Source organism: Kribbella sp. ALI-6-A (genome assembly GCF_001984195.1).
Taxonomy (GTDB): Bacteria; Actinomycetota; Actinomycetes; order Propionibacteriales; family Kribbellaceae; genus Kribbella.
In genome coordinates this window covers 183086-205444 of the sequence record NZ_MTQN01000008.1, presented here as the reverse complement: position 1 = coordinate 205444, position 22359 = coordinate 183086, and the positions used below count along the sequence as shown (strand labels likewise).

The window sequence follows — 22359 nt, the reverse complement described above, 5'->3', positions numbered from 1 at the left end:
CCAGTCTCAAGGGAAGTACAGTTAAGAACCAGCACAGATTGCTATGCCCCACGATGTAGGAGTGCTACATGATCGATCTCGCTCGGCTGCGCGCGCTGCACGCCGTCGCGCTCTACGGATCGGTCGGCAGCGCGGCCGAGGCGCTCGGCTACACGCCGTCGGCGATCTCGCAGCAGCTCGCCAAGCTGGAGCGCGAGACCCGGACGACGCTGCTGGAGAAGCGTGGGCGCGGCGTCGTACTCACCGACGCCGCGCAGGAACTGGCGGCCACGGCGTCCAAGGTCCTTGAACTCGTCGAGAGCGCGGAGCTCAAGCTCGAGGAGCAACGCGGGCAGGCGATCGGCGAACTGGTCATCGCCGCCTTCCCCACCGCGGCACGGGGACTGCTTCCCGCGGCCCTGCCGCACCTGATCAACGAGCACCCGGCGCTCGACGTTCGCGTGATCGAGCTGGATCCGTTCGACGCCGTCGCCGCCGTACAGCGCGGAGAGGTGCACGTTGCCGTCGTCCACGACTGGCACAACACTCCGCTCACGCTGACCGAGGAGTTGTCCCGGGTGAAGCTCGGCACGGACCCGGCCGACGTCCTCGTCCCGGCCGCCCATCGCCTGGCCGGCAAGGAGTCCGTCCGGGCGACCGATCTGGTCGGCGAGCGCTGGATCTGCCAGCCACCCGGCACGATCTGCCACGACTGGCTGGTCCGGACCATGAGCAAGGCTGGAGTCGAGCCGATCGTTGCCTACTCGGTCGCGGAGTACCAGACCCAGATCGCGATGCTGAACCGCGGGATCGGAATCGGCATGATCCCCCGCCTGGGCCGAGGGCCGCTGCCCGACGGCGTCACGGCGCTTCCGCTGCAGCCCGCGCCGAGCCGTCGCCTGTACGCCGTCTGGCGGACGGCGACCGCCCGCCGGCCCGCCGTCGCGGTTGCGCTCGCGGCCCTGAAGACCGCCTGGCGGGACCGCGACACCGCTTGAGCCGCCTGGGCGGAACTCCGGTCACGGAACCGGGCCTCACGCTTGGCGACCGATTGACAGCGGTCGGCATCCTCGCTAAGTTCCCGGCAACCGTTAGGAAACCTTCCTATTAGGTTCCGATGCAGTCCCACTCCGTCCACCGCCCCCGGCGAAGTAGGAGGCAATCCGCGATGACGCGTACCCGCCGCTGGTCAGCGCTGGTTTCCAGTGCAACGCTGGCCGCCACCGCCCTGGTCACCACCACAGCGACCACGAGTTCGGCCGCTCCCGTCCGCTACGAGTCCGAGAACGCCGCCATCTCCCAGGGCGTCGTCGAGTCCAACCACACCGGTTTCACCGGCTCCGGCTTCGTCAACTTCGACAACGTCACCACCAGCTCGCTCGAGTACACCGTCACCGTGCCCTCGGCCGGCCCGTACTCGCTGGCCTTCCGGTACGCCAACGGCACCACCACGAACCGGCCGCTGGACGTCTCGGTGAACGGATCCCTGGTCGCCAACGACCTCGGCTTCCCCGGCACCGGCGCCTGGACGTCGTACCAGACCGTCACCACGACGGCGAACCTGGTGGCCGGCACCAACAAGATCCGGACCAGCTCGGTGATCGCCGACGGCGGCCCGAACGCCGACTCGCTGACGGTCGACACGGTCAACGCCGCCGCGACGCCGGTCGCGATCAACGGCCAGCTCCGGGTCTGCGGCGTCAAGCTGTGCAACCAGTACGGCAAGCCGATCCAGCTGCGCGGCATGAGCACGCACGGCATCCAGTGGTACAGCCAGTGCGTGAAGACCGCTTCGCTGGACGCGCTGGCGACCGACTGGAACGCCGACGTGCTGCGGATCTCGATGTACATCCAGGAGGGCGGCTACGAGACCGACCCGCGCCGCTTCACCGACATGGTGCACGGCTACATCGAGGAGGCCACTCGCCGCGGCATGTACGCCCTGGTCGACTGGCATCAGCTCACGCCGGGTGACCCGAACGCGAACCTGTCCAGGGCCAAGACGTTCTTCACCGAGATCGCCGACCGGCACAAGTCCAAGACCAACATCATCTACGACATCGCCAACGAGCCGAACAACGTCTCCTGGGCCGCGATCAAGTCCTACGCCGAGCAGATGATTCCGGTCATCCGGGCCAAGGACCCCGACGGCGTCGTGTTCGTCGGCACCCACGGCTGGGGCTCACTCGGCGTCTCCGACGGCCGGTCCGAGGCCGACATCATCAACAACCCGATCAACGCGACGAACTTCATGTACACCTTCCACTTCTACGCCGCGTCGCACTACACCGAGTACTTCAACGCGTTGTCGCGGGCCGCGGACCGGATCCCGCTGTTCGTCACCGAGTTCGGCACCCAGACCGCCAGCGGTGACGGCACCAACGACTTCGTCAACTCGCAGAAGTACCTGGACTTCCTGGCCAGCAAGAAGATCGGCTGGACGAACTGGAACTTCTCCGACGACTTCCGCTCCGGCGCGGTGTTCAAGCAGGGCACCTGCGCCGGCAACTCCTTCACCGGTACGTCGGTCCTGAAGCCGGCCGGGGTCTGGATCCGTGACCGGATCCGTTCCGCCGACGACTTCCCGACCAGCTGAAGTGCGCCCGGGCCGGTCCTCACGCCCCCAGGACCGGCCCGGGTTCTCCCCTGAGTCTCCTCACCGCCCCCTCGAAAGGAAGCAACTCATGGGACGACTGCTCCGAACAGCAGTACCCGTCCTGCTCGTCGCGGCCTTGGTCCCCGCGCATCAGGCGGCCGCCGCGCCGATCCGCTACCAGGCGGAGTCGGCCACGATCTCCCAGGGCGTGGTCGAGTCGAACCATGCCGGTTTCACCGGGACCGGCTTCGTCAACGGCGACAACGTCGCCGGCAGCTACGTCCAGTGGAGCGTTCCGGTCCAGGCCGCGGGCCAGGCCACGGTCTCGTTCCGCTTCGCCAACGGTACGACGGCCAACCGCGCCGCCGACATCACGGTGAACGGCACGCTGGTCTCCGACAACCTGTCGTTCGCCGGCACTGGAGCGTGGACCACCTGGCAGGACCGGGTGATCACCGTCAATCTGGCGGCCGGCACCAACACCATCCGCGCCACCGCTGCCACCGCCGCCGGTCTGCCCAACCTGGACGCCGTCGACGTCGACACCGCGCCGGCCCCGGTGCGCGGCGTACCCCAGCAGCCGACCGAGCTGGTCACCGGTCTGTCGTTGCCCTGGGCCACCTCGTTCCTGCCCGACGGTCAATCCGCCCTGATGACCGAGCGGAACAGTTTCCGGGTCTCCCGGGTCAGCCTCGACGGCACCCGCACCACGGTCGGCACCGTGCCGAACTCCGTCACCACCAACGGTGAAGGCGGGCTGATGGGAATCGCTGTCTCGCCGACCTGGAACGGCACCACCGACCAGGCGGTCTACCTCTTCCACACCTCCAACGACAACGGACGGACCGAGAACCGGATCGTCCGGATGAACTTCGACGGCACCACCTTGTCCAACCGGACAGTGATCGTGCCGGGCATCCGCAGCAACACCTTCCACAACGGCGGCCAGCTCAAATTCGGCCCGGACGGCTACCTGTACGCCGGCACCGGCGACGCCCAGGACACCGCCACCTCGCAGGACAACAACTCGCTCAACGGCAAGATCCTGCGCTTCACCACCAGCGGCCAGCCCGCGCCGGGCAACCCGTTCGGCAACCTGGTCTACAGCAAGGGCCACCGCAATCCGCAGGGCCTGGCCTGGGACTCCGCCGGCCGGATGTGGTCCGCCGAGCTCGGAGACACCCAGTTCGACGAGCTCAATCTGATCGTCAGCGGCCACAACTACGGCTGGCCGATCTGCCAGGGCACCTGCAGTACGCCCGGCATGGACAACCCCAAGCGCACCTGGACGACGGCCGAGGCGTCACCGAGCAGCCTCGCGATCGTCAACGACACGGCGTACGTCGCGGCGCTGCGCGGCCAGCGGCTGTGGCGGGTCGAACTGAACGGCGAGAACGCCGGCGCGACCCAGGCGTACTTCACCAGCACCTTCGGCCGGCTCCGGTCGGTGGTGAAGGTCCCAGGTGCGAACGCGATCTGGATCAGCAGCTCCAACACCACCGGCGACAAGCTGCTCAGGTCGGTGATCCAATGAGAACCGCACTGCTGCTCACCCTGGGCGTGGTCGCCGCCGGTCTCGTCGCCGGTCCGGCCGAAGCGGCCACGATCGATGTCAGCACCGCCGCGCAACTGAAGACCGCCCTGACCAGCGCCAAGCCCGGCGACACGATCAGGCTTGCCGACGGCACCTACACCGGCAACTTCAAGACCACCGTCGCCGGTACGTCGAGCGCGCCGATCACGCTCGTCGGCAGCGCTCGGGCCGTCCTCACCGCGGGTGGCGGCTACGGCCTGCACCTGAACGGCGCGTCGTACTGGCAGGTCAAGGGCCTCACGGTCACCGGCGGCCAGAAGGGCATCATGATCGACTCCGCCACCCGGGTGGTGATCGACGGTGTCACCGTGCACGGCCTGGACATGGAGGGCGTGCACTTCCGCAACTCCAGCACGTACGGCACGATCCGCAACTCGACGATCTACGACACCGGCAACGACGGCCGGGGCATGGGCGAGGGCGTGTACGTCGGCAGCGCCGGCGGTACGTCGGACAAGTCCGACAACGTGCAGATCCTCGACAACACGATCGGTCCCGACGTCGGCGGCGAGGCGATCGACCTGAAGGAGGGCACCACCGGCGGCCGGGTGGCCGGCAACACCTTCGACGGCCGCGGCCTGACCGGCGCCAACTACGACGACAGCTGGGTCGATGTCAAAGGCAACAACTACCTGATCGAGAACAACACCGGCAAGAACACCACCAACAACGGTTTCGAGACCCACACCCAGCAGTCCGGGTGGGGCTGCGGCACCGTCTTCCGCAACAACCGGTCGGACCTGACGGGGGCCACCGGCAGCGGGCGGTACGCGTTCTACATCACCAACTACAACGCGACCAGCTGCAAGGTCACGATCGACAGCAGCAACACCGTCACCGGCGGGAGGGGCCTGGCGAACCCCGGGATCCCGATCAGCTGATCCCCGGACGGCCGGCGGCGCCTTGGATGCCGCCGGCCGTCCGGCTCAGTCCTCGAGCAACCGCCGGAACTTCGCCTCGGACTCGTCGTCGACCGCGGTGTAGATGGTGGCCCGGGCGCTGCCGAGCCGGGTGAGCCACATGTTCACCGGTTCGATCCGGAGCCGGCCCACCCGCGGGTGGTCGATCACCTTGACGTTGTTGCTCGGCGCGGCGACGTCGTACCGGTTCCACAGGTCGGCGAACTCCGGCGATTCGGCCAGCAGCCGCTGGGTCAGCTCCTGCCAGCTGGGCTCGCCCAGGTGATCGGCGGAGGCTGCCCGGTAGCCCGCCACCATGTGCAGCTTGATCGACTCCGAGTCACTGAACGAGCACTGCCACTGCTGGGTGACGAAGGTCAGCCAGAGTACGTTGCGCTCCTCGACCGGGATCTGGGTCAGGTCGAGCATGATCTTGCAGTACGCGTCGTTGAAGGCCAGGACGTCGTACCGGGCGTTGAGCACCAGTCCCGGGTACGGCGAGGCGTTGTCGAGCATGCGCTGCACCGACGGCGGCAGACCGCCGCACTCGGCGCTCACCGGCCCCAGCGGCAACCCGGCCAGGGTGTAGAGGTGGTTGCGCTCCAGCCGGTCGAGGCGCAGCGTCCGGGCGATCGCCTCGACCACTTGGGCGGACACGTTGATGTCCCGGCCCTGCTCGAGCCAGGTGTACCAGGTGACACCGACCCCGGCGAGCTGCGCGACCTCCTCGCGCCGCAGGCCCGGCGTACGGCGTCGGCCGCCCGGTGCGAAGCCGACCTCCTCGGGCTGAAGCCGCTCCCGGCGGCTGCGCAGGAAGCCCGCCAGCTCGCGGCGGCGCTCGTCCGGGCCGTTCTGGCGGCTGACTGGCAGGCTGGTCACGACGCTCACCCCTCCATCGTGGCCGAGCTCGCGGGGCCGCGGAAGGCCGGTGCCAGGTGGTGTGAGTACTAGGATAACCAGGCTCTCACTACCCGGATCCGGAGCAGCGCAGGCTGGGGATCATGACACAGACCTCCGCTCCGCCGATCGACGCACCTGCCAAATCGCCGCTCGGTCCGGTGGCGCTCACCACCCTGCTCTTCGGCGCCTTCCTGCCGATGCTCTCGTTTTTCATCATCAACGTCGCGCTCCCGGCGATCGGGACCGACCTGCACGCGACGCCCGGCGAACTCCAGCTGGTCGTCGGCAGCTACGGCATCGCCAACGCGACTCTGCTCGTCGTCGGCGGACGGCTCGGCGACGGCTTCGGCCGGAAGCGGCTGTTCCTGATCGGTCTGGTCGGATTCACGGTGATGTCGCTGCTCTGCGCGATCGCTCCGTCGATCGGCGTCCTGCTGGCCGCCCGGGTGCTCCAGGGCGCGGCCGCCGCCGCGATGACGCCGCAGGTGCTCGCTTCGATCAGCAGCTTGCTCGCCGGTGAGCATCGGGCGCGGGCGATGGCGATGTTCGGTGTCGCCGGTGGGGCCGCGGCAGCCCTGGGCCAGATCCTGGGCGGCGTACTGGTTGAGGCCGACGTGTTCGGGCTGGGCTGGCGGGCCGTCTTCCTGGTCAACGTGCCGGTCGGCATTGTCGCGCTCGCCGCGGCGCTGAAGCTCCTGCCGGAGACCCGGGCCGCTCAGGCCCACCGGGTCGACCTCGCCGGCGCCGGACTGCTCGCGCTCACGCTGGTGCTCCTGCTGCTACCGCTGACCGAGGGACGCCCGCTCGGCTGGCCGCTGTGGACCTGGCTGTCGCTGGCGGCCGTCGTACCGGCTGTGGGGCTGCTCGGCCTGCACCAGCACCGGGCCGAGAAGGCCGATCGGGCTCCGCTCATCCCTCCGACCGTGCTGCGCCTGAAGGCGATGCGAATCGGCCTGCTGCTGGCGATGGCGTTCTTCACGACGTTCGGCGGGTTCATGTTCGTGTTCGCGCTGGCCACCCAGGGCGAGGCCGGAATGTCACCGTTGGAAGGTGGTCTGAGCCTGCTGCCAATGGCAGTCGGCTTCCTGATTACGTCGATCTACGGCCCGCGCCTGCAGGCGCGGTACGGCGCCGGTCTGATCGTGCGCGGCTGGCTGATCCAGGCCGTCGGGTACGCCGTACTGGCGGCGGTCGGCCTGGCGTTGTGGCCCGACGTGACGCCGTGGACCCTCGCTCTGCCGATGCTGATCGCCGGCTTCGGCAGTGGACTGGTGATGGTCCCGCTGATGGGCGTGGTGGTCGGTCAGGTGCCGCCTGCCCAGGCCGGACTCGGCAGCGGCATCTTGCTGACGAGCCAGCAGACCTGCCTGGCACTCGGCGCAGCCACGGTCGGTACGGCGTACTTGTCGCTGTCCGGTACGTCGTGGGGTCAGGGCGGCTCGCTGGCCGCGGTGGCGCTGGCCATCACCGCGATCTCGCTGCTGATGACGCCGGTGACTCGGCAGCTGCGTTAGTTCCAGTGGTCGGGGCGCAGCAAGCTGCCGGGGATCCTGGTGCTGCTGTCGCCCCGGGCCGCGTTGACCTGCGACTGGGTGACGAAGAGCGCGTCGGTGAGGTCAGCGCCCCGGAGGTCGCTGTCGCGGAGGTCGGCGCCGATCAGATCCGCCTTGCGGAGGTCGGCGCCGGCCAGGTCGGCAGCGATCAGGTAGGCGCCGCGCAGGTTGGCCCGGCTCAGGTCGGCCTTGCGCAGCTTGGCCCCGACGAGGTCGGCGCCGCGGCGTTCCTTCTTCTTGCTCTGCTTGCCGCGAACGAGCCGGCTGGTGGTCAGCAGCAACTCGTTGACGCTCTGGCGTTCGTTGCCCAGGTCAACTTCCAGGACCGGCTGCTGGGTCAGGGCCTCGACGTGGTCGAGGCTTCGCTGGAGCTCGGCCCGGATCGGCGCGGTCTCGGGGCGCTGCTGCGCGTCGTACAGGTACCAGAGCAGTTCGTGCAGCTGCCGCATGATCGGCAGCGCGGCGAACATCTCCTGGCCGGGCTGCTCGCGCCAGCTCACTCCGGCCTGCCGGGAGATTTTCTGGCCCGCGCCGAAGCAGTCGTAGACCGTGCAGCCCTGGAAACCCGCCGGGCGGAGCTTGCTGTGGATGCCGCAGCGGAAGTCCTCCTGCAGGTTCGGGCAGGGGTCGCCGGCCGGTTTGTCGATCGCGAAGTCCGCGGACCTGGCGAACGTCAGCGCGACACAGCACAGCCCGAAGCAGCTCCCGCAGTCGGCGCGGAGCTCCGCGGTCACGTCAGTTCTGGTCGGCAACCGTCTGGCCGGTCCGGCGCCAGCGGATGCCGGCCTCGATGAACTCGTCGATCTCGCCGTCGAACACACCCGAGGTGTTGCCGGACTCGAACTGGGTCCGCAGGTCCTTCACCATCTGGTACGGGTGCAGCACGTAGGAGCGCATCTGGTCGCCCCACGAGCCCTGCACGTCACCGCGCAGCGCGTCGATCTGGGCCCGCTCCTCGGCCTTCTTCAGCGCGAGCAGCTTGGCCTTGAGGATCACCATCGCGCTGGCCTTGTTCTGCAGCTGGGACTTCTCGTTCTGGCAGGAGACCACCGTGCCGGTCGGGATGTGGGTGATCCGGACCGCGGAGTCGGTGGTGTTGACGCTCTGCCCACCCGGACCGGACGAGCGGTACACGTCGATGCGCAGCTCCTCCTCCGGGACGTCGATCTCGTCGGTCTGCTCCAGCACCGGGACCACCTCGACCGCGGCGAACGAGGTCTGCCGGCGGCCCTGGTTGTCGAACGGGGAGATCCGGACCAGCCGGTGCGTGCCCGACTCGACGCTCAGCGTGCCGTAGGCGTACGGCGCCTTGACGCCGAAGGTGGTCGACTTGAGCCCGGCCTCCTCGGCGTAGGACGTGTCGTAGACCTCGGTCGGGTAGCCGTGCCGCTCGGCCCAGCGCAGGTACATCCGCTGCAGCATCTCGGCGAAGTCCGCGGCGTCCACGCCACCCGCGCCGGAGCGGATCGTGACCAGGGCCTCGCGCTCGTCGTACTCGCCGGACAGCAGGGTGCGGACCTCGAGGGACTGGATCGACTTGGCCAGCGCGGCGATCTCCTTCTCGGACTCGGCCAGGCTGTCGGCGTCGTTCTCCTCGCGGGACAGCTCGATCATCACGCCCAGGTCGTCGATCCGGCTGCGCAGGCTGGTCACCCGCTCCAGGTCGGCCTGCAGGCTGGACAGCCGCGACGTCACCTTCTGCGCGTTCGCCTGGTCGTCCCACAGGTCGGGCGCGGCGACCGCCTCCCCGAGGTCGGCGATCTCCCGGCGCATGGTGTCCAGATCGAGAACCTTCTCGATCGAGGTCAGCGTCGCGTCGAGCTGCTTGAGCTCCGCGTCAAAATCCAGTCCAGCCACAACCAAGCAGACTACCCGCTAACCGTGCCGCTCCGGGAATCCAGCGCCGCGGTCACCAAGCGCGACGGAGTGCGCCGAACACCTCGGCGACAGCCTGCTTGAGCTCCGCGTTCGCCGCTTTCAGCTGCTCGGGATTCGCATCGGCCGGCAGGATCAGCGCCAGCTCCTGCTCCAGCACCTTCTGCGCGGCGGCGAACTGCGCGGCGATCAGCCGGGCCGTCAGCGGCTTCAGCTCGGGATCGCGCGCGAGCAGGGCAGCCGCGAGCGTGTCCTCCATCTCCTCGGCGATCTGGCGACGGCGAGCGAGCAACGCGGGACTCTCCGCGGTCGTGCGGTTGAACTCGAGCCAGGTGGCAAGGTGGCCGGACTCCAAGCGGCCCCGCACCACGCTCAAGTACTGCTGCTCCAGCACGGTGATCGGATTCGCGCCCGGCGGCGCATCACGGATCGCCTGCGCCGGACCCGCCCACCAGCCGGTCTCGTCGAAGAACAGGTCTTCCTTGGTCGGGAAGTGGTTGAACACCGTCTGCACCGCGACGTCAGCCGCCTTCGCCACCTCGGCCACTGTCACCGCGTCGAACCCGCGTTCCAGGAACAGCCGGGTCGCCACGTCGGAGATCGCCTGCCGGGTCTGCTGCTTCTTGCGCTCCCGGCGCCCGATCTCCATGGACACACCTTAAGGCGCCGTGCTTTACTCTTTCCAATCTTGTAGTCACTACATTTTTGGAGCTCATCCATGACTATTCTCGTCACCGGAGGTCGCGGCCGCATCGCCCGCGCCGTCTACGCTGGTCTCACCGCCGCCGGCCGCGACGTCCGGATCGCCAGTCGCGCGCCGGCCGATCTTCCCGGCGCGATCGCCTACGACCCGTTGTCCCCGGCCCTCGACGGCGTCACGCAGGTCTTCCTGTACGCCGATCCGTCGACCGCAGGCCTCTTCGCGGCAGCGGCCGACGCGGCCGGCGTACGGCAGGTGGTGCTGCTGTCGTCGATGTCGTCCCAGGCCGGGACCGACGAGGCCGCCGGTGATCCGCATGCGGAGACCGAGCAGCTCGTCGGCAGCGGTTCGTACGCGACGACGTACTGCAGCCCGGCGCGTTCATGAGCAACGCGATTTACTGGGCCCACTCGATCCGCGCGACCGGTCAGGTCCGGCTGCCGTACCTGGACGCCGAGGAGGCGCCGATCCACGAGCAGGACATCGCCGACGTGGCGGTCCGTGTGCTGCTGGACGGACCCGGTGGCGAGCACGACGGCCGCGGGTATCCGCTCACCGGGCCGGAGTCGATGACCCGTCGCCAGCAGTTGGCTCAGGTCGCCGAGGTCACCGGAGCGTCCTTCGAGGCCGTCGACCTCAGCGCGGACGAGGCTCGGGTGGAGATGGGCGCCATGATGCGGCGGCCCGCACAGCTCGAGGCGTTGCTCGCGTACTGGTCGTCACGGGTCGGCAGTCCGCACCCGATCGAACCGGCGGTCGAGAAGCTGGCCGGCCATGCCGGGCGCACCTTCCGCACCTGGCTGGCCGACCACCGGGAGGTCTTCGGCTGAGCGCTTTGCCTCGTCAGCCGGTCGCCGGCCGCCGCTGCTACGGCAGGATCGAATCGATGTAGCCGCCGTCCACGCGGACCGCGCCGCCCGTGGTGGCCGACGCCTGCTCGGAGCTGAGGTACACCACCAGGTTGCCGATCTCCCGCGGCTCGATCAGCCGCTGGATCAGCGAGTACGGCCGGTGCTCCTTCATGAATTGGTGCTGCGCCTGGTCCCAGGGCAGGTCGTCGTCCACCAGTTCGTTAACGAACTCCTCGACCCCAGGCGTGTGGGTGGGGCCGGCCATCACCGAGTTGACCGTCACGCCGGTCCCGGCGGCCGCCTTCGCGAACCCTCGGGTCACCGCCAGCAGCGCCGTCTTGGTCACGCCGTAGTGCACCATCTCCAGCGGCGTGACCACCGCCGAGTCGCTGGCGATGTTCATCACCCGGCCGAAGCCACGCTCCATCATGCCCGGCAGGTACATCCGGGTCAGCCGGACCGCCGACAGCACGTTGACCTCGAAGTAGCGGCGCCACTCGTCGTCGTCGATCTCCAGCACCGGCTTGGCGCCGAAGATGCCGAGGTTGTTCACCAGGATGTCGAGCTCGCCCGCCTGCTGCCGCAGAGCGTCGGCGCCCTCCACGGTCGCGAGGTCCGCCGCGACCGGAATCAGCTCCGCCGAAGGCAGTTCCTGCTGGATCGCCTCGGCGGCCTTGTCGGTCTTGGCCTGGTCGCGCCCGTTGACCACCACACTCGCGCCGGCTCTGGCCAGCTCGGTGGCGATCGCCTGCCCGATCCCCTGGGTGGATCCCGAAACCAGCGCCCGTCGTCCTGTCAGATCGATCCGCATGGTCCCCATGGTGCCCCAGGAGCCCAGTCGGGCAAACCCGTTCCACATGTTGCCCTGGACAACAGTTCGTCACGGTCGCCGGCGTTGGCCGGGACAGCGCGTGGCATGGCCGTGTATGGCGCGGTGCTGACCAGCCGGCTGACCGCCTCGGCCAGGTCGGGCGGGTCCGCGAGCAACCAGCCCGGGATCACCGCACCGGTACGACGGCCGACGCGGTGGACGCGATGTCGGCCTCGCCCGGCCAGCCCGGCGGCTCGAACGGCAGATCCACCGTGGAGGTCAGCTGCACGGTCACCGTCGTACCGGTCACGTCGGCCGACCAGTCGAGCCCGTCGAACCGCTCGCTCGCCGACACCGTGTCCAGGTAGTCGGCCGTGAGTCGCCGCGCCTCCTCCGGGTCGATCGGTGCGTTGCCGCCGGTGCCGGTCTGCGCGTAGATCGCCGCGAGGCCGTTCGCCGCGGCCAGGACCGCGCCGTCCGCGGTCGAGTCCAGGTCGCGCCGGACCAGGAACACCTTCGAGACGTCGGTCACCACGACGATCATCAGCAGCACGATCGCGGTGAACCCGATGATCAGCACGGTCATCTGGCCGCGCTCGTCCCGCTCCCGTCGTGGTTTCACGGCGAGCCCTTCGCTTCCCGGTAGTCGCCGTACGGCTCGGTGTGCGACGCGGACACGTGGACGGCCGGTCGCGCTCCCCCGAGCGCCTCCGGGATCAGCGGCAGCGGCACCTGATGGTCCAGCTCGACCGTCACCGTCGACCCAGGCTCCAGACAGGCCGGGGCACAGGTGATCGTCAGGTCGCCGGATCCGAGGTCGAGCCCTTGGTCCTTCATCGCCAGCCGGGCGGCTTCGAACGCCCGCGCCCTGGCGTCGTCCTCGGTGAGCCCTTGCGGCACGATGACGAAGGCCCTCCCCGCGGCTCGCGTCGCCGCCGTCGCGCCGTACGAGGCACGCTGTACGTCGAACACGCCCAGCATCACGTAGACCAGCGGCACCAGCAGCAGCAACGCCAGCCAGGAGAACTCGACCACCGCGCTGCCCTGCTCGTCGCGTTTTCGGCGGGCCGCCTTCGCGAGCAGGTTTGACGAACTGTCTCGGTTCCGCCGCCGTTCCCTCACTCGCCGGTCTCCTTGATCGCGTGCCCCTCGACCGTGAAGTCGATGCCGGGCCCCCACAGCCCGAGCGCGGGCATGTGGGCCGAGATCGCGACCCGCACCACGGGCTGCCCGTCGACGTCGGTCTGCTCGGCGGTGACCGACTCGATCAGCTCGTCCCGGACGACACCGTCGACCAGTTCACGGGTCCGGGCCTCGCCGTCGGCGGTGTCCCGGTTGAGCACCGCCGCGTAGTGCGCGCCTTCGGAGGCCGCCGCGGTCATCGTGTTGCGGATGTACAGGAACAGGCCGACCTGCAGGATGCCCAGGAACAACGGCACGACGATCACCGACACCAGCACGAAGTCGACCACTGCCGCGCCGCGCTGGTCCCGCCGCCGTTGGTTGCCGTGGGCTCCGATCACTTGCCGGTGACGGAGTCCAGAGCGCGTTCCAGCATGTCTGCGAGTTTGGTACCCGCCAGATTCCAGATGACGACGACCAGGCCGGCCGTCATCACCGTGATCAGGACCCAGCCGGGGACGTCGCCGCGTTCCTTGGCTGCCGGGCGTGCTTTCAGGACCAGGGACAGGAAGAGTCTGGTCAGCAACAGGGACATGGTTTCTCCTCGTTTCATCCGGCGATCATCTCGATCCCGACAGCGCCGGGGTAGAAGGCGAACATGATGGTGACGGGCAGCACCAGGAACACGACCGGCACCATCATCGCGACCTCGCGACGCGCTCCGGACTCGATCAGCTCACGCCGGCTCGCCTCGCGGATGTCTCCGGCCTGGGCCCGCAGGACGTCGGCCAGCGGCGTACCGCGTTCGAGCGCGACCGCCAACCCGTCGGCGAACCGGGACAGCGCGAGCAGGCCCGTCCGGTCCGCCAGGCTGTCGAGCGCGCGCACCAGCGACGAACCCGCACGCGTCTCCGCGAGCACACGCTGAAGCTCGTCGGCCAGCTCTCCCCGGCACGACCTGGCCACGCGGTCGAGCGCCGCCGCCGGACCCTCCCCTGCCGCGACTGACAGCGCAAGCAACTCGGCCACCGTCGGCAGCTCCGCCAGAAGCCGGCGCTCCCGGTTGCGCACCTGGGTGCTCAGGTAGGTGTCCCGCGACAGCACACCCAGTACGGCGAGCAGCGCGGACAGCACAAGCAGTCCGACGGGGTTCCCATAACCCAGCGACAGCGCCACGAGCGCGATCAGCAGTCCTGCACCGAATCCTGCCGTCCCCCACAGCACCTGCTCGATCCGGAACTCCTCCACGCTCCGGTCGATGCCCGCCCGCGCGAGCCGGCGCCGGATCGACACCGCACCGCCGAGGATCCGCTCCAGCCGCACGGCTCCCGCGCGCAACGACGGCCCGAACATCCGCAGGATCGCGTGGAACGGCGACCCCGAGTCGACCACGCCGGAGAACACGTCGGCTCCGGCGAGGTCGCGCAGGTACGGCCCGATCCGGTCGTCGACCGTCGGCTTGCGCAGGAACGGCACCCGCCGGATCACCAGCAGCAGACTCGCCCCGAGCATTCCGCCGAGCAGGCCACCCATCAGCACGGGACTCATCGCAGCACCCGCTCGGGCTCGGGCAGCCGGCCGATGCGCAGCATCACCCGGTAGGCGAGCACGCAGACCACGGCACCGATGCCGATGATCAGCGCTCCGACCGGCGAGTTGTACCGCTGGATCACGTCGCCCTGGAACGACAGCAGCCCGAGCACCAGCCACGGAGCCGCCACCGCGACGCGAGCGCCGTTCACCGACCAGGACTGTCTCGACTCCAGCTCCGATCTGGTCCGGGCGTCGTCGCGCAGGAAGCTCGACAGCGACCGCAGCAGCCGGCCGAGGTCACCGCCACCGACCTCGCGCGCGATTCGCAACGCCTCCACCACCCGATCGCCGACCGGATCGGCCAGCCGCGCCTTCAACCGGTCCAGCGAGTCGGCGAACCGCCCGGTCGAGGCGTAGTCGGCCCCGAACCGCCGGAACGGCTCCCGCAGCGGCAACGGCCCACGCTCCCCGACCTGCGCCAGCGCCTCGGACAGCGACAGCCCAGCCCGTACGGCGGAGGCGATGTTGTCGACCACGTCCGGCCACAGCTCCCGGAACTCCGCCAGTCGCTTGCGGGCCCGGCTCTTCAGCAGCGCGACCGGCACCCCACCGGCCATCACCCCGAACACCACACCGACCGGCAACGTCGCCGACACCAGGAACATCAGCACGAACGCCACGAACCCCGTCAGCAGGCAAGCCCCGATGAACGCGCCCGGCGTGACCCCCTCGACCCCGGCCCGCGCCAGCAGGTCACGGCTGCGTGCCGTCAACCGCCCGTCGGTCTTCGGCTTCTCCTCGTACGGCGCGACGAACGACCAGCCGATCAGCAACAACCCGACCCCGAAGAACAGCCCGAGCAGCAGCCCCATCAGTGCACCCCTCGCGGCAGCTCGGTCAGCAGCCCGGACGGCGAATAGCCCGCCTGCTGGAACCGCTCCGGGTGCGGCAGCTGCCCCTCGGCCCGCCGCAGTACGCCGTCGTAGGTGCCGAACAGGGTCTCGGTCTCGATCGTCTGGTCCTCGATCCGTCCACTCACCGCGACGATCTCGCGCACCCGGCGCTGCCCGTCGGCCCCGATGCCGAGGTGCACGACGAGGTCGACGCAACCTGCCACCGTCGGCAGCACGAACCGGGACCCGATGTTCTCTCCCGCGAGCAACGGCAGCGTGCACATCTTGGTCAACGCCTCGCGTGCCGAGTTCGCGTGGATCGTGCACATCCCGGGAAGTCCACTGTTCAAAGCCAAGAGGAGGTCCAGGCACTCCTCGCCGCGGACCTCGCCGACGATCACCCGGGACGGCCGCATCCGCAGCGACTCCTTGACCAGGTCGCGCAACCGCACCTCGCCGGTGCCCTCGAGCCCGGCCTGCCGGGTCTGCATCGACACCCAGTCGGGGATCGGTAGCTTGATCTCGAAGACCTCCTCGCAGCTGATCACCCGCTCCCGGCCCGGAATCGAACCGGCCAGCGCGTTCAGCATCGTGGTCTTGCCCGCTTGGGTGCCTCCGGCCACCAAGATGTTGAGGCCGACGGCAACGGACGCGTCGAGCACCGCGGCCGCGTGCGGAGTCAGTGAACCGAGCGCGACCAGGTCGGCCAGCTTGGTGGCCCGGACCGTGAATTTCCGGATGTTGATCGCCGCATAGCGCTGAGTGATACCGCCGAGCACGATGTGCACCCGGCTGCCGTCGGGCAGGCGCGCATCGGTGAACGGCTGCGAGACGTCGATCCGCCGTCCGGTCGTCTTCAGCATCCGCTCGACCAGGTCGGCGACCTCCTCCTCGGTCAGCACCGTGGTGGTCAGCTCGTGCCGGCCGTCGCGGGCGATGAACACGCGGGACGGTTCGTTGATCCAGATCTCCTCGACCGCCGGGTCGTCCAGATAGCGCTGCAGCGGCCCGAATCCGGCGACCCGGTCGTGCACCTCTCGGCTGACCGCCTCGACGTCGCCGATCGGCGGCACGATGCCGGTCAGGCTGCGCTCGTCGTACTCCCGGACGACGGTCGCGACGATCGAGCTGACCGCGCCCGGGTCGCGCAGCGGGTCGATGCCCTCGCGCCGGACGACGTCGCGGACCTGCGCGTCGATCAGCTCGACCGCACCACCGAAGCCGTTGCGGCGCGCGGCGACCCTGTCGGCTGTCATCGTCTCCCCGTGCTCGTCAGTGGTTCGGCTCTGCCGGCCGGCGACCGTTTCGTCACCCTGCGCGACCATCCTCCCAAGCCGGAGGGTGCGGGCGCCAACCCGATCCGCGCAACCTGTGGACAACTGACCGGCGGGCAGAGGCCGACCGACCGTAACCGTGCGCTCACGGTGTGGTCCACCCGCGTTGCAGCTTGTTGCAGAAACCCGTGGCCTCCGCCGCGCCGGGACCGGCCGGCTGTAACGCGCCCGATGGCCCGCGGCGTCGTACAGAGTGAGACCACGACGAAGGGCCGTGATGGGATCGACGACGGACGATTTCGAGGAGTTCGCCAGAGCGCGAACTCCCCAGCTGTACCGGACCGCCTGGCTGCTCGCCGGCGACCGGCACCACGCTGAGGACCTGGTGCAGGAGACGCTGGCCAAGATGTACCGGTCCTGGTGGCGGATGCAGCGGATCGAGAACCCCGCGGCGTACGCGCAGACCGTGCTGGCCCGGACGTTCATCTCGCAGCGCCGGCGGCGTAGCTGGGGCGAGCAGCCGACCGAGGCCATGCCGGACCAGCCGGTGCACTCCGGTGATCTCGAGCTGCGGGTGGCCCTCCGGGACGCTCTGGCCGAACTGTCTCCCCTTGATCGTGCGGTGCTCGTGCTGCGGTTCTTCGAAGATCGCAGCGTCGAACAGGTCGCGCTCGATCTCGGCAAGAACGCCGGTGCGATCAGAACCCGGACCTCCCGCGCCCTGGACCGGCTCCGCGCGGTGCTCGGCGACGACGTCCACCTGATCGCTCTCTGATCCGCAGGAGAATCCCGATGAACAACTTGAACGACAGCTTGCCCGACCTGATGCGCCGGGTCACCGACGATCTCGAGCCGGAGTCACCGGATCTGGTGGACCGCGGCATCCGCCGGGGCGTCACGCTGCGCCGGCGCCGCAAGGCGCTGCTGAGCCTCAGCGGCGCCGCGGCGGTCCTGGCCACGGCCGGCGTCACCGTCGGCGGCACCCAACTGTTCGCCGGCACCCCGCAGGCCCCCGTCGCCGGTAGCACTACCGCGGCACCGACGCAACGGCCTGCCGCACCGAAGCCGGCCACGCCCGCCGGAACGCTGGCGACTCTTCAAAGCCTCCTGCCGGAAACGCTGCAGCAGTCGTCGCCGAAGAGCGGGGCCGACGGCGGTGGGATGCACCGCGCCGAGGTCGTCGTGAACGACGGCCGGGGTGCCTCGCTGATCAGGGTCTCGATCATCACCACCAAGGTGCTCTCGACCTGCGCCGGACTGCACGGCACCTGCAAGGTCCTGCCGGACGGATCGGTGTTCACGTCGTACGCCAACGAGTCGATCACCCGGGATCGCCCGGACAAGAATCCGTGGGGCATCAAGAACACGGTGGTCGAGCTCTTCCGGCCCGACGGGCGGATGATCAGCATCTACAGCTACAACGCGCCGAGAGTCGGAGTCCAGCACACCAGGCCGAACCCACTGTTCTCGGTGGCCCAGCTGACTGCGATGGCGACCAGCAGCGAGTGGACTTTTCCGGCCAAGGCGCCTGAGCCGGATCTCGGCCCGCAACCCGGCGACGGCAAACCGACGGTGCCGCTGTCCCAGACCCAGCAGACCTTGCGGAACGTGCTCCCCCGGAATCTCCAGCTCACTCGTCCGGAGACCTGGGGTGGCGGCGGTGACGGCTTCAACGGTGCGTCGTACGTCGTCAACGACGGCAGAGGCGCGGCCCGGGTCGACGTGTTCGTGCAGTACGAGACGCCCAGGACCAAGTGCGGCGACGAGGGTCCGTCGCACTGCCAGGTCCGTCCGGACGGCGCGGTGACCGGCTGGTCGAGGAACGAGCCGACGTACGGCGACGAGCGCCAAGCGATCAACGGCGTGCTCGCCAACCGGGTCGAGATCCACTACCCGGACGGCCGCATGATCAGCATGACCAGCTACAACGGCCCGCAGGAGAAGGACGCGAAGCACACTCGGGTCAAGCCGGTGCTCAGCACCGCCGAGTTGTTCGCGATGGCCGGGAACGCCGGCTGGAAGTTCCCTGGAACTGGTAAGTAGTAAGGCTCTCTCGTCCGCCGCTGATCCTCTGAGGGGTGGGTCAGCGGTGGACGAGGGTGTGCTCGAAGGCGTAGCGGGAGGCGCGGAACAGGTGCGAGCCGTACTCCACCGCGCGCCCGTGGTCGTCGTAGGTGATCCGCGTGGTCGCCAGCAGCGGGTGGCCCACTTCCTCACCGAGAAGGCGAGCTTGTTCCAGGGTGGCCGGCTGGGCCGAGATGGTCTGGTGGGCCACCTTGAGGCGGACCCCCTCGGCCCGGAGCAGCTCGTACAGGCCGCGCTCGGCCAGAGTGCTGGGGTCGGTGTCCAGCATCTCCGGCGGCAGCCAGTTGCGCATCAGGGCCAACGGCTCCCCGTCCGCCCGGCGCAGGCGCTCCAGCCGCAGTACGCGGTCTCCTGCCTCGCACTGCAGGGCAGCGGCCACGTCAGGGCTCGCGGGAGCGATGCCGAAGCGCAGGACCTCGGTCTCGGGCTTGCGGTGCGCCGCCGCCAGATCGTCGTACAGGCTGGTGAGCTCCAGCGAGCGCCGGACCTGGCCGGAATTGCCGACGACCTGCGTGCCGACGCCACGCTTGCGGACCAGGAGGCCCTGGTCGACCAGCCGGGCGATGGCCTGCCGCACGGTTGGACGGCTCAGCCCGTAGGCCTCCGCGAGGTCCACCTCGTTGCTGAGCCGGGAACCGACCGGCAGGTCACCGCCCTGGATCGCTGCCTCCAGCTGCTGCGCCAGCTGGACATGGAGCGGGGTACGGCTGGTGCGATCAACGCTGACCTGGACGGTGCTCATGGGCACATCTTGGGCTGTCAGCGGCCCACCGTCGAGTCGATGAGCAGATTTGATCAGATCTCTTCCTTTGTGGGGCGGCGATTTCGGCGCCGGCTACCCGATCCGGATCGGCCGCTGCTCCTGATGCGACCGCATCGCGGCCAGGGAGATCTCGAGGGCACGACGTGCGTCCTGTCCGGTGACCGGCGGTTCGGTGTCGCCGCGCACGACCGCGGCGAAGTCGGCGAGCTCCTGGACGTACGCGTCGCGGAACATCTGCTCGTCGCTGCGCATCGTCGGCTGGTGCAGGCCGCTCTCGTCGTAGTGCACCGCCGGGGTGCTCGGCAGCCGGCCGGCCAGCACCATGCCCTTGCTGCCGAAGACTTCGGCGCGGACGTCGTACCCGTAGAGCGCGGAGAAGTTCGCCTCCGCGGTCGCGATCGCGCCGTTGTCGAAGGTCAGCACGACGACCGCGGTGTCGGTCAGCCCGTCGTCCTTGAACTCCGGCGCGACCAGCGCGTCGGCGCGGGTGTAGACCTCGACCACCTCGGCGCCCGGATTGAGCCAGAGCAGGATGTCGAAGTCGTGCACCAAGGTCTCGCGGAAGATCGTCCACGGCCGGACGCCGGCCGCGTTGGTGAGCCCCGCCGGCCAGCCCGGGTCGCGGGTGATCGAGCGCATCAGCTGCGGCGTACCGATGCCGCCCGCGTCGACCGTCGCCCGGGCCTGCTGGAAGTCGGCCGCGAACCTCCGGTTGAACCCGACCTGGAACGGCACCCCGGCGTCCTTGGTCGCCGTGATCGCCCGGTCGATCTCGTCGAGCGTCAGCGAGGCCGGCTTCTCGCACCACACCGCTTTGCCCGCCTGTGCCGCCTGGACGATCAGGTCGGAGTGCGCGGCCGCGATCGACGCGATCAGTACGCCGTCGATCTCGGGATCCGCGAGCAGTTCGTCGACCTCGCACGCGCGGGCCGCGTACTTGCCCGCCAGCTCCTCGGCCGCCTCACGCCGGGGATCGGCCACTGCCACCAGTTCGGCCCCGGCGACGTGGCGTGCGATGTTGCCGGCGTGCATCACTCCGATCCGGCCGGCGCCCACCAGCCCCAGCCGAACCACCGGCAGCCCGTGATCAGTACGCATTCCCGCCTCCCAGGTTCGTCGTCAGCCGGTGAGCATCTCATCACGGGGACGTGAATCCGGGGAAGGTGCCTTCGGCAAGCGATGGAGGTGAACGGGGTGGATCCGGCAGGTGAAGGTCCGTGGGTGGTCCGCGGTCGGCGGCCTCCGTCGTGCCCGGCGGGTTCTACGCTGCGGGCATGGACGGGTTGCGGTTGGGTGCGGTGTGTTGTCGCGAGGTGTGATCGCGGCCGGGTCGCACGAGGGGTCGGCCCGCGGGTCCGGATGGCGGTCACGGCCTACCGGGTGCTGCCTGACCTCGGGCAGGATGACGCCTTCGATCCGGCCACCGTTTCCGTCGGCGGCGGGGGATACGCTTTTCCGGCCGGCCTCGGACGGCGACGTCGCCGACCGGCGACCTTGCGTCCCGGAGCCGGGCGGAACACCCCGCCAGGGACTCGACGGGCTCCGGCCGCCCCACCTCCGGCAAGCCCTCGACCAGCCCGCCGTACGCCGCCGTACGGACGACATCTGAAGGAGAAGGCATGGAACCGCTGCGCATCGGCATCCTCGGCGCCGCCCGGATCGCCGGCCGGGCGATCGCTGAACCGGCCCGCCTGACCGGCGCCCGGCTGGTCGCGGTCGCCGCCCGGGAAACCGACCGGGCCGAGGCCTTCGCCGCCGAGCACGGCGTCGAGCGCGTGCACGCGTCGTACGACGACGTGATCAACGACCCCGAGGTCGAGGCGATCTACAACCCGCTCGCCAACGCCCTGCACGGGCCGTGGAACCTGCGTGCCATTGCCGCGGGCAAGCATGTGCTGACCGAGAAGCCGTCGGCCAGCAACGCGGCCGAGGCCGCCCAGGTCCGGGACGCCGCGCGTGAGGCCGGCGTCATGGTGATGGAGGGCTTCCACTACTTGTTCCACCCGGTGACCAAGCGGCTGCAGGAACTGCTCGGCAAGGGTGAGCTCGGCGAACTCCAGCACGTCGAGGCCACGATGGTGATGCCGCCGCCGGCCGACGAGGACCCGCGCTGGTCGCTCCCGCTCGCCGGTGGAGCCGTGATGGACGTCGGCTGTTACGCGCTGCACGCCCAGCGCATGCTCGCCCCGTGGGGCGGCGGCCGGCCGACGCTGGTCAGCGCCCGCGCCGGCGAACGCAAGCGCCTGCCCGGCGTCGACGAGTGGCTGAACGCCGACCTCGTGTTCCCGAACGGCGCGACCGGCGCGGTCCGCACCAGCATGGCCGCCGAACAGCTCGAGTTCAGCCTCAAGGTCGTCGGCACCCGCGGCGAGGCGTTCGCCCCGAGCTTCGTGCTGCCCCACCAGGACGACCGGGTGATTGTCACCACCAAGGAAGACCACTGGGTCGAACACCTCGGCCGCAAGTCGTCGTACGCGTACCAATTGGAGGCCTTCACCGCGCATCTGCGCGAGGGCTCCCCGGTGCCGATCGACGCCGACGACGCGGTCGCGACGATGGAACTGATCGACGCGGCCTATCGGTCCGCGGGGCTGCAGCCGCGCCCGAGCATGCAGCTCTGACCTGCCTGTACGCCGTTCTCGCCTGCACGCCCCGGATCCTCACGTTCCACCTCGCGGATTCCAACCGTGGTGGGGTCGACTCGGCTCGGCGTTGCCGGCGAGACGCGCCGGCGCGCACGGCGGCACGGCGGCACGGCGGCACGGCGGCACGGCGGCACGGCGGCACGGCGGCACGGCGGCACGGCGGCACGGCGGCACGGCGGCACGGCGGCACGGCGGCACGGCGGCACGGCGGCACGGCGGCACGGCGGCACGGCGAGAGCTAACTGCTCCGCCGCCGCGACAGGCGAACGCCGGTCGCCGCGCTCCT

24 protein-coding genes are annotated in these 22359 nt (G+C 69.7%); 10 read left to right on the top strand and 14 right to left on the bottom strand.

Annotated features, from left to right (window positions below):
* The first annotated feature begins 68 nt into the window (after positions 1-68).
* The 4 genes from BWI15_RS06885 (at position 69) to BWI15_RS06870 (ending at position 5050) form a co-directional block, all read left to right on the top strand.
* Positions 69-977 (top strand): LysR family transcriptional regulator, encoded by a 909-nt coding sequence (locus BWI15_RS06885; RefSeq protein ID WP_077013461.1) that lies wholly within the window; start codon positions 69-71, stop codon positions 975-977.
* Between the two features lie 170 nt (positions 978-1147).
* Entirely contained in the window at positions 1148-2575 is a 1428-nt protein-coding gene (locus BWI15_RS06880; protein ID WP_077013460.1) for a cellulase family glycosylhydrolase, read from the top strand.
* An 88-nt stretch (positions 2576-2663) separates the two neighbouring features.
* A complete protein-coding gene (locus BWI15_RS06875; RefSeq protein WP_077013459.1) occupies positions 2664-4109 on the top strand; it encodes a PQQ-dependent sugar dehydrogenase in 1446 nt (481 codons plus the stop codon).
* Positions 4106-5050 (top strand): right-handed parallel beta-helix repeat-containing protein, encoded by a 945-nt coding sequence (locus BWI15_RS06870; RefSeq protein ID WP_077013458.1) that lies wholly within the window; start codon positions 4106-4108, stop codon positions 5048-5050. The genes BWI15_RS06875 and BWI15_RS06870 overlap by 4 nt, the downstream gene beginning before the upstream one ends.
* Before the next feature lie 45 nt (positions 5051-5095).
* Here the strand turns inward: BWI15_RS06870 and BWI15_RS06865 are convergent, their stop codons facing one another.
* Positions 5096-5947: a helix-turn-helix transcriptional regulator gene (locus BWI15_RS06865; RefSeq protein ID WP_077013835.1), complete on the bottom strand. Its 852-nt coding sequence runs from the start codon at positions 5945-5947 to the stop codon at positions 5096-5098.
* A 122-nt stretch (positions 5948-6069) separates the two neighbouring features.
* Between BWI15_RS06865 and BWI15_RS06860 the strand changes: the two genes are divergently transcribed.
* Positions 6070-7482, top strand: a complete 1413-nt coding sequence (locus tag BWI15_RS06860) for an MFS transporter (RefSeq protein ID WP_077013457.1) — start codon at positions 6070-6072, stop codon at positions 7480-7482.
* Here the strand turns inward: BWI15_RS06860 and BWI15_RS06855 are convergent.
* From BWI15_RS06855 to BWI15_RS06845, 3 genes are read right to left on the bottom strand one after another with little or no spacing between them, the layout of a single operon-like run.
* Positions 7479-8255, bottom strand: a complete 777-nt coding sequence (locus BWI15_RS06855; protein WP_237771173.1) for a pentapeptide repeat-containing protein — start codon at positions 8253-8255, stop codon at positions 7479-7481. The genes BWI15_RS06860 and BWI15_RS06855 overlap by 4 nt on opposite strands.
* A gap of 1 nt (position 8256) precedes the next feature.
* Positions 8257-9378: a peptide chain release factor 2 gene (prfB, locus tag BWI15_RS06850; RefSeq protein WP_077013455.1), complete on the bottom strand. Its 1122-nt coding sequence runs from the start codon at positions 9376-9378 to the stop codon at positions 8257-8259.
* A 52-nt stretch (positions 9379-9430) separates the two neighbouring features.
* On the bottom strand, positions 9431-10045 hold the full coding sequence (locus BWI15_RS06845; protein ID WP_077013454.1) for a TetR/AcrR family transcriptional regulator: 615 nt from the start codon (positions 10043-10045) through the stop codon (positions 9431-9433).
* A 69-nt stretch (positions 10046-10114) separates the two neighbouring features.
* Here BWI15_RS06845 and BWI15_RS38300 point away from each other — a divergent pair, with 69 nt between their 5' ends.
* Complete coding sequence (locus BWI15_RS38300) at positions 10115-10483, top strand: hypothetical protein (RefSeq protein WP_083750599.1); 369 nt, start codon at positions 10115-10117, stop codon at positions 10481-10483.
* A complete protein-coding gene (locus BWI15_RS38295; protein WP_083750598.1) occupies positions 10480-10926 on the top strand; it encodes a hypothetical protein in 447 nt (148 codons plus the stop codon). Before BWI15_RS38300 ends, BWI15_RS38295 begins: the two co-directional genes overlap by 4 nt.
* A 37-nt stretch (positions 10927-10963) precedes the next feature.
* On the opposite strand, the gene BWI15_RS06835 is transcribed toward BWI15_RS38295, so the two are convergent.
* The 8 genes from BWI15_RS06835 to BWI15_RS06800 form a co-directional block, all read right to left on the bottom strand.
* Entirely contained in the window at positions 10964-11758 is a 795-nt protein-coding gene (locus BWI15_RS06835) for an SDR family NAD(P)-dependent oxidoreductase (protein WP_077013834.1), read from the bottom strand.
* Between the two features lie 187 nt (positions 11759-11945).
* Positions 11946-12380: a Tad domain-containing protein gene (locus BWI15_RS06830; RefSeq protein ID WP_237771172.1), complete on the bottom strand. Its 435-nt coding sequence runs from the start codon at positions 12378-12380 to the stop codon at positions 11946-11948.
* Entirely contained in the window at positions 12377-12880 is a 504-nt protein-coding gene (locus BWI15_RS06825; RefSeq protein WP_237771171.1) for a hypothetical protein, read from the bottom strand. Before BWI15_RS06825 ends, BWI15_RS06830 begins: the two co-directional genes overlap by 4 nt.
* Complete coding sequence (locus BWI15_RS06820; RefSeq protein WP_237771170.1) at positions 12877-13281, bottom strand: TadE/TadG family type IV pilus assembly protein; 405 nt, start codon at positions 13279-13281, stop codon at positions 12877-12879. Before BWI15_RS06820 ends, BWI15_RS06825 begins: the two co-directional genes overlap by 4 nt.
* Positions 13278-13475: a hypothetical protein gene (locus BWI15_RS06815; RefSeq protein WP_077013452.1), complete on the bottom strand. Its 198-nt coding sequence runs from the start codon at positions 13473-13475 to the stop codon at positions 13278-13280. The genes BWI15_RS06820 and BWI15_RS06815 overlap by 4 nt, the downstream gene beginning before the upstream one ends.
* Positions 13476-13489: 14 nt before the next feature.
* Positions 13490-14428, bottom strand: a complete 939-nt coding sequence (locus BWI15_RS06810; protein ID WP_077013451.1) for a type II secretion system F family protein — start codon at positions 14426-14428, stop codon at positions 13490-13492.
* The gene (locus tag BWI15_RS06805) at positions 14425-15285 is read right to left on the bottom strand and encodes a type II secretion system F family protein (protein WP_077013450.1); all 861 of its coding nucleotides are present in this window, start codon (positions 15283-15285) and stop codon (positions 14425-14427) included. The genes BWI15_RS06810 and BWI15_RS06805 overlap by 4 nt, the downstream gene beginning before the upstream one ends.
* Positions 15285-16562, bottom strand: a complete 1278-nt coding sequence (locus tag BWI15_RS06800; protein ID WP_077013831.1) for a CpaF family protein — start codon at positions 16560-16562, stop codon at positions 15285-15287. The genes BWI15_RS06805 and BWI15_RS06800 overlap by 1 nt, the downstream gene beginning before the upstream one ends.
* Positions 16563-16857: 295 nt before the next feature.
* Here BWI15_RS06800 and BWI15_RS06795 point away from each other — a divergent pair, with 295 nt between their 5' ends.
* Together BWI15_RS06795 and BWI15_RS06790 are read left to right on the top strand one after the other, a co-directional pair.
* Complete coding sequence (locus BWI15_RS06795) at positions 16858-17355, top strand: SigE family RNA polymerase sigma factor (protein ID WP_077013449.1); 498 nt, start codon at positions 16858-16860, stop codon at positions 17353-17355.
* Positions 17356-17372: 17 nt separating this feature from the next.
* Positions 17373-18623, top strand: a complete 1251-nt coding sequence (locus BWI15_RS06790) for a hypothetical protein (protein ID WP_077013448.1) — start codon at positions 17373-17375, stop codon at positions 18621-18623.
* A gap of 40 nt (positions 18624-18663) precedes the next feature.
* On the opposite strand, the gene BWI15_RS06785 is transcribed toward BWI15_RS06790, so the two are convergent.
* Together BWI15_RS06785 and BWI15_RS06780 are read right to left on the bottom strand one after the other, a co-directional pair.
* Complete coding sequence (locus tag BWI15_RS06785; RefSeq protein ID WP_077013447.1) at positions 18664-19407, bottom strand: GntR family transcriptional regulator; 744 nt, start codon at positions 19405-19407, stop codon at positions 18664-18666.
* A 93-nt stretch (positions 19408-19500) separates the two neighbouring features.
* On the bottom strand, positions 19501-20526 hold the full coding sequence (locus BWI15_RS06780) for a Gfo/Idh/MocA family oxidoreductase (RefSeq protein ID WP_077013446.1): 1026 nt from the start codon (positions 20524-20526) through the stop codon (positions 19501-19503).
* Positions 20527-21047: 521 nt separating this feature from the next.
* Between BWI15_RS06780 and BWI15_RS06775 the strand changes: the two genes are divergently transcribed.
* Complete coding sequence (locus tag BWI15_RS06775; RefSeq protein WP_077013445.1) at positions 21048-22049, top strand: Gfo/Idh/MocA family protein; 1002 nt, start codon at positions 21048-21050, stop codon at positions 22047-22049.
* Positions 22050-22359 lie beyond the last annotated feature (310 nt).

Coding starts and splice junctions, on each gene's coding strand:
- BWI15_RS06800 (WP_077013831.1), bottom strand. CDS start 16,562: ATGACAGCCGACAGGGTCGCCGCGCGCCGCAACGGCTTCGGTGGTGCG.
- BWI15_RS06785 (WP_077013447.1), bottom strand. CDS start 19,407: ATGAGCACCGTCCAGGTCAGCGTTGATCGCACCAGCCGTACCCCGCTC.
- BWI15_RS06780 (WP_077013446.1), bottom strand. CDS start 20,526: ATGCGTACTGATCACGGGCTGCCGGTGGTTCGGCTGGGGCTGGTGGGC.
- BWI15_RS38300 (WP_083750599.1), top strand. CDS start 10,115: ATGACTATTCTCGTCACCGGAGGTCGCGGCCGCATCGCCCGCGCCGTC.
- BWI15_RS38295 (WP_083750598.1), top strand. CDS start 10,480: ATGAGCAACGCGATTTACTGGGCCCACTCGATCCGCGCGACCGGTCAG.
- BWI15_RS06870 (WP_077013458.1), top strand. CDS start 4,106: ATGAGAACCGCACTGCTGCTCACCCTGGGCGTGGTCGCCGCCGGTCTC.
- BWI15_RS06860 (WP_077013457.1), top strand. CDS start 6,070: ATGACACAGACCTCCGCTCCGCCGATCGACGCACCTGCCAAATCGCCG.
- BWI15_RS06875 (WP_077013459.1), top strand. CDS start 2,664: ATGGGACGACTGCTCCGAACAGCAGTACCCGTCCTGCTCGTCGCGGCC.
- BWI15_RS06795 (WP_077013449.1), top strand. CDS start 16,858: ATGGGATCGACGACGGACGATTTCGAGGAGTTCGCCAGAGCGCGAACT.
- BWI15_RS06790 (WP_077013448.1), top strand. CDS start 17,373: ATGAACAACTTGAACGACAGCTTGCCCGACCTGATGCGCCGGGTCACC.
- BWI15_RS06805 (WP_077013450.1), bottom strand. CDS start 15,285: ATGGGGCTGCTGCTCGGGCTGTTCTTCGGGGTCGGGTTGTTGCTGATC.
- BWI15_RS06775 (WP_077013445.1), top strand. CDS start 21,048: ATGGAACCGCTGCGCATCGGCATCCTCGGCGCCGCCCGGATCGCCGGC.
- BWI15_RS06835 (WP_077013834.1), bottom strand. CDS start 11,758: ATGCGGATCGATCTGACAGGACGACGGGCGCTGGTTTCGGGATCCACC.
- BWI15_RS06880 (WP_077013460.1), top strand. CDS start 1,148: ATGACGCGTACCCGCCGCTGGTCAGCGCTGGTTTCCAGTGCAACGCTG.
- BWI15_RS06885 (WP_077013461.1), top strand. CDS start 69: ATGATCGATCTCGCTCGGCTGCGCGCGCTGCACGCCGTCGCGCTCTAC.
- BWI15_RS06845 (WP_077013454.1), bottom strand. CDS start 10,045: ATGGAGATCGGGCGCCGGGAGCGCAAGAAGCAGCAGACCCGGCAGGCG.
- BWI15_RS06815 (WP_077013452.1), bottom strand. CDS start 13,475: ATGTCCCTGTTGCTGACCAGACTCTTCCTGTCCCTGGTCCTGAAAGCA.
- BWI15_RS06810 (WP_077013451.1), bottom strand. CDS start 14,428: ATGAGTCCCGTGCTGATGGGTGGCCTGCTCGGCGGAATGCTCGGGGCG.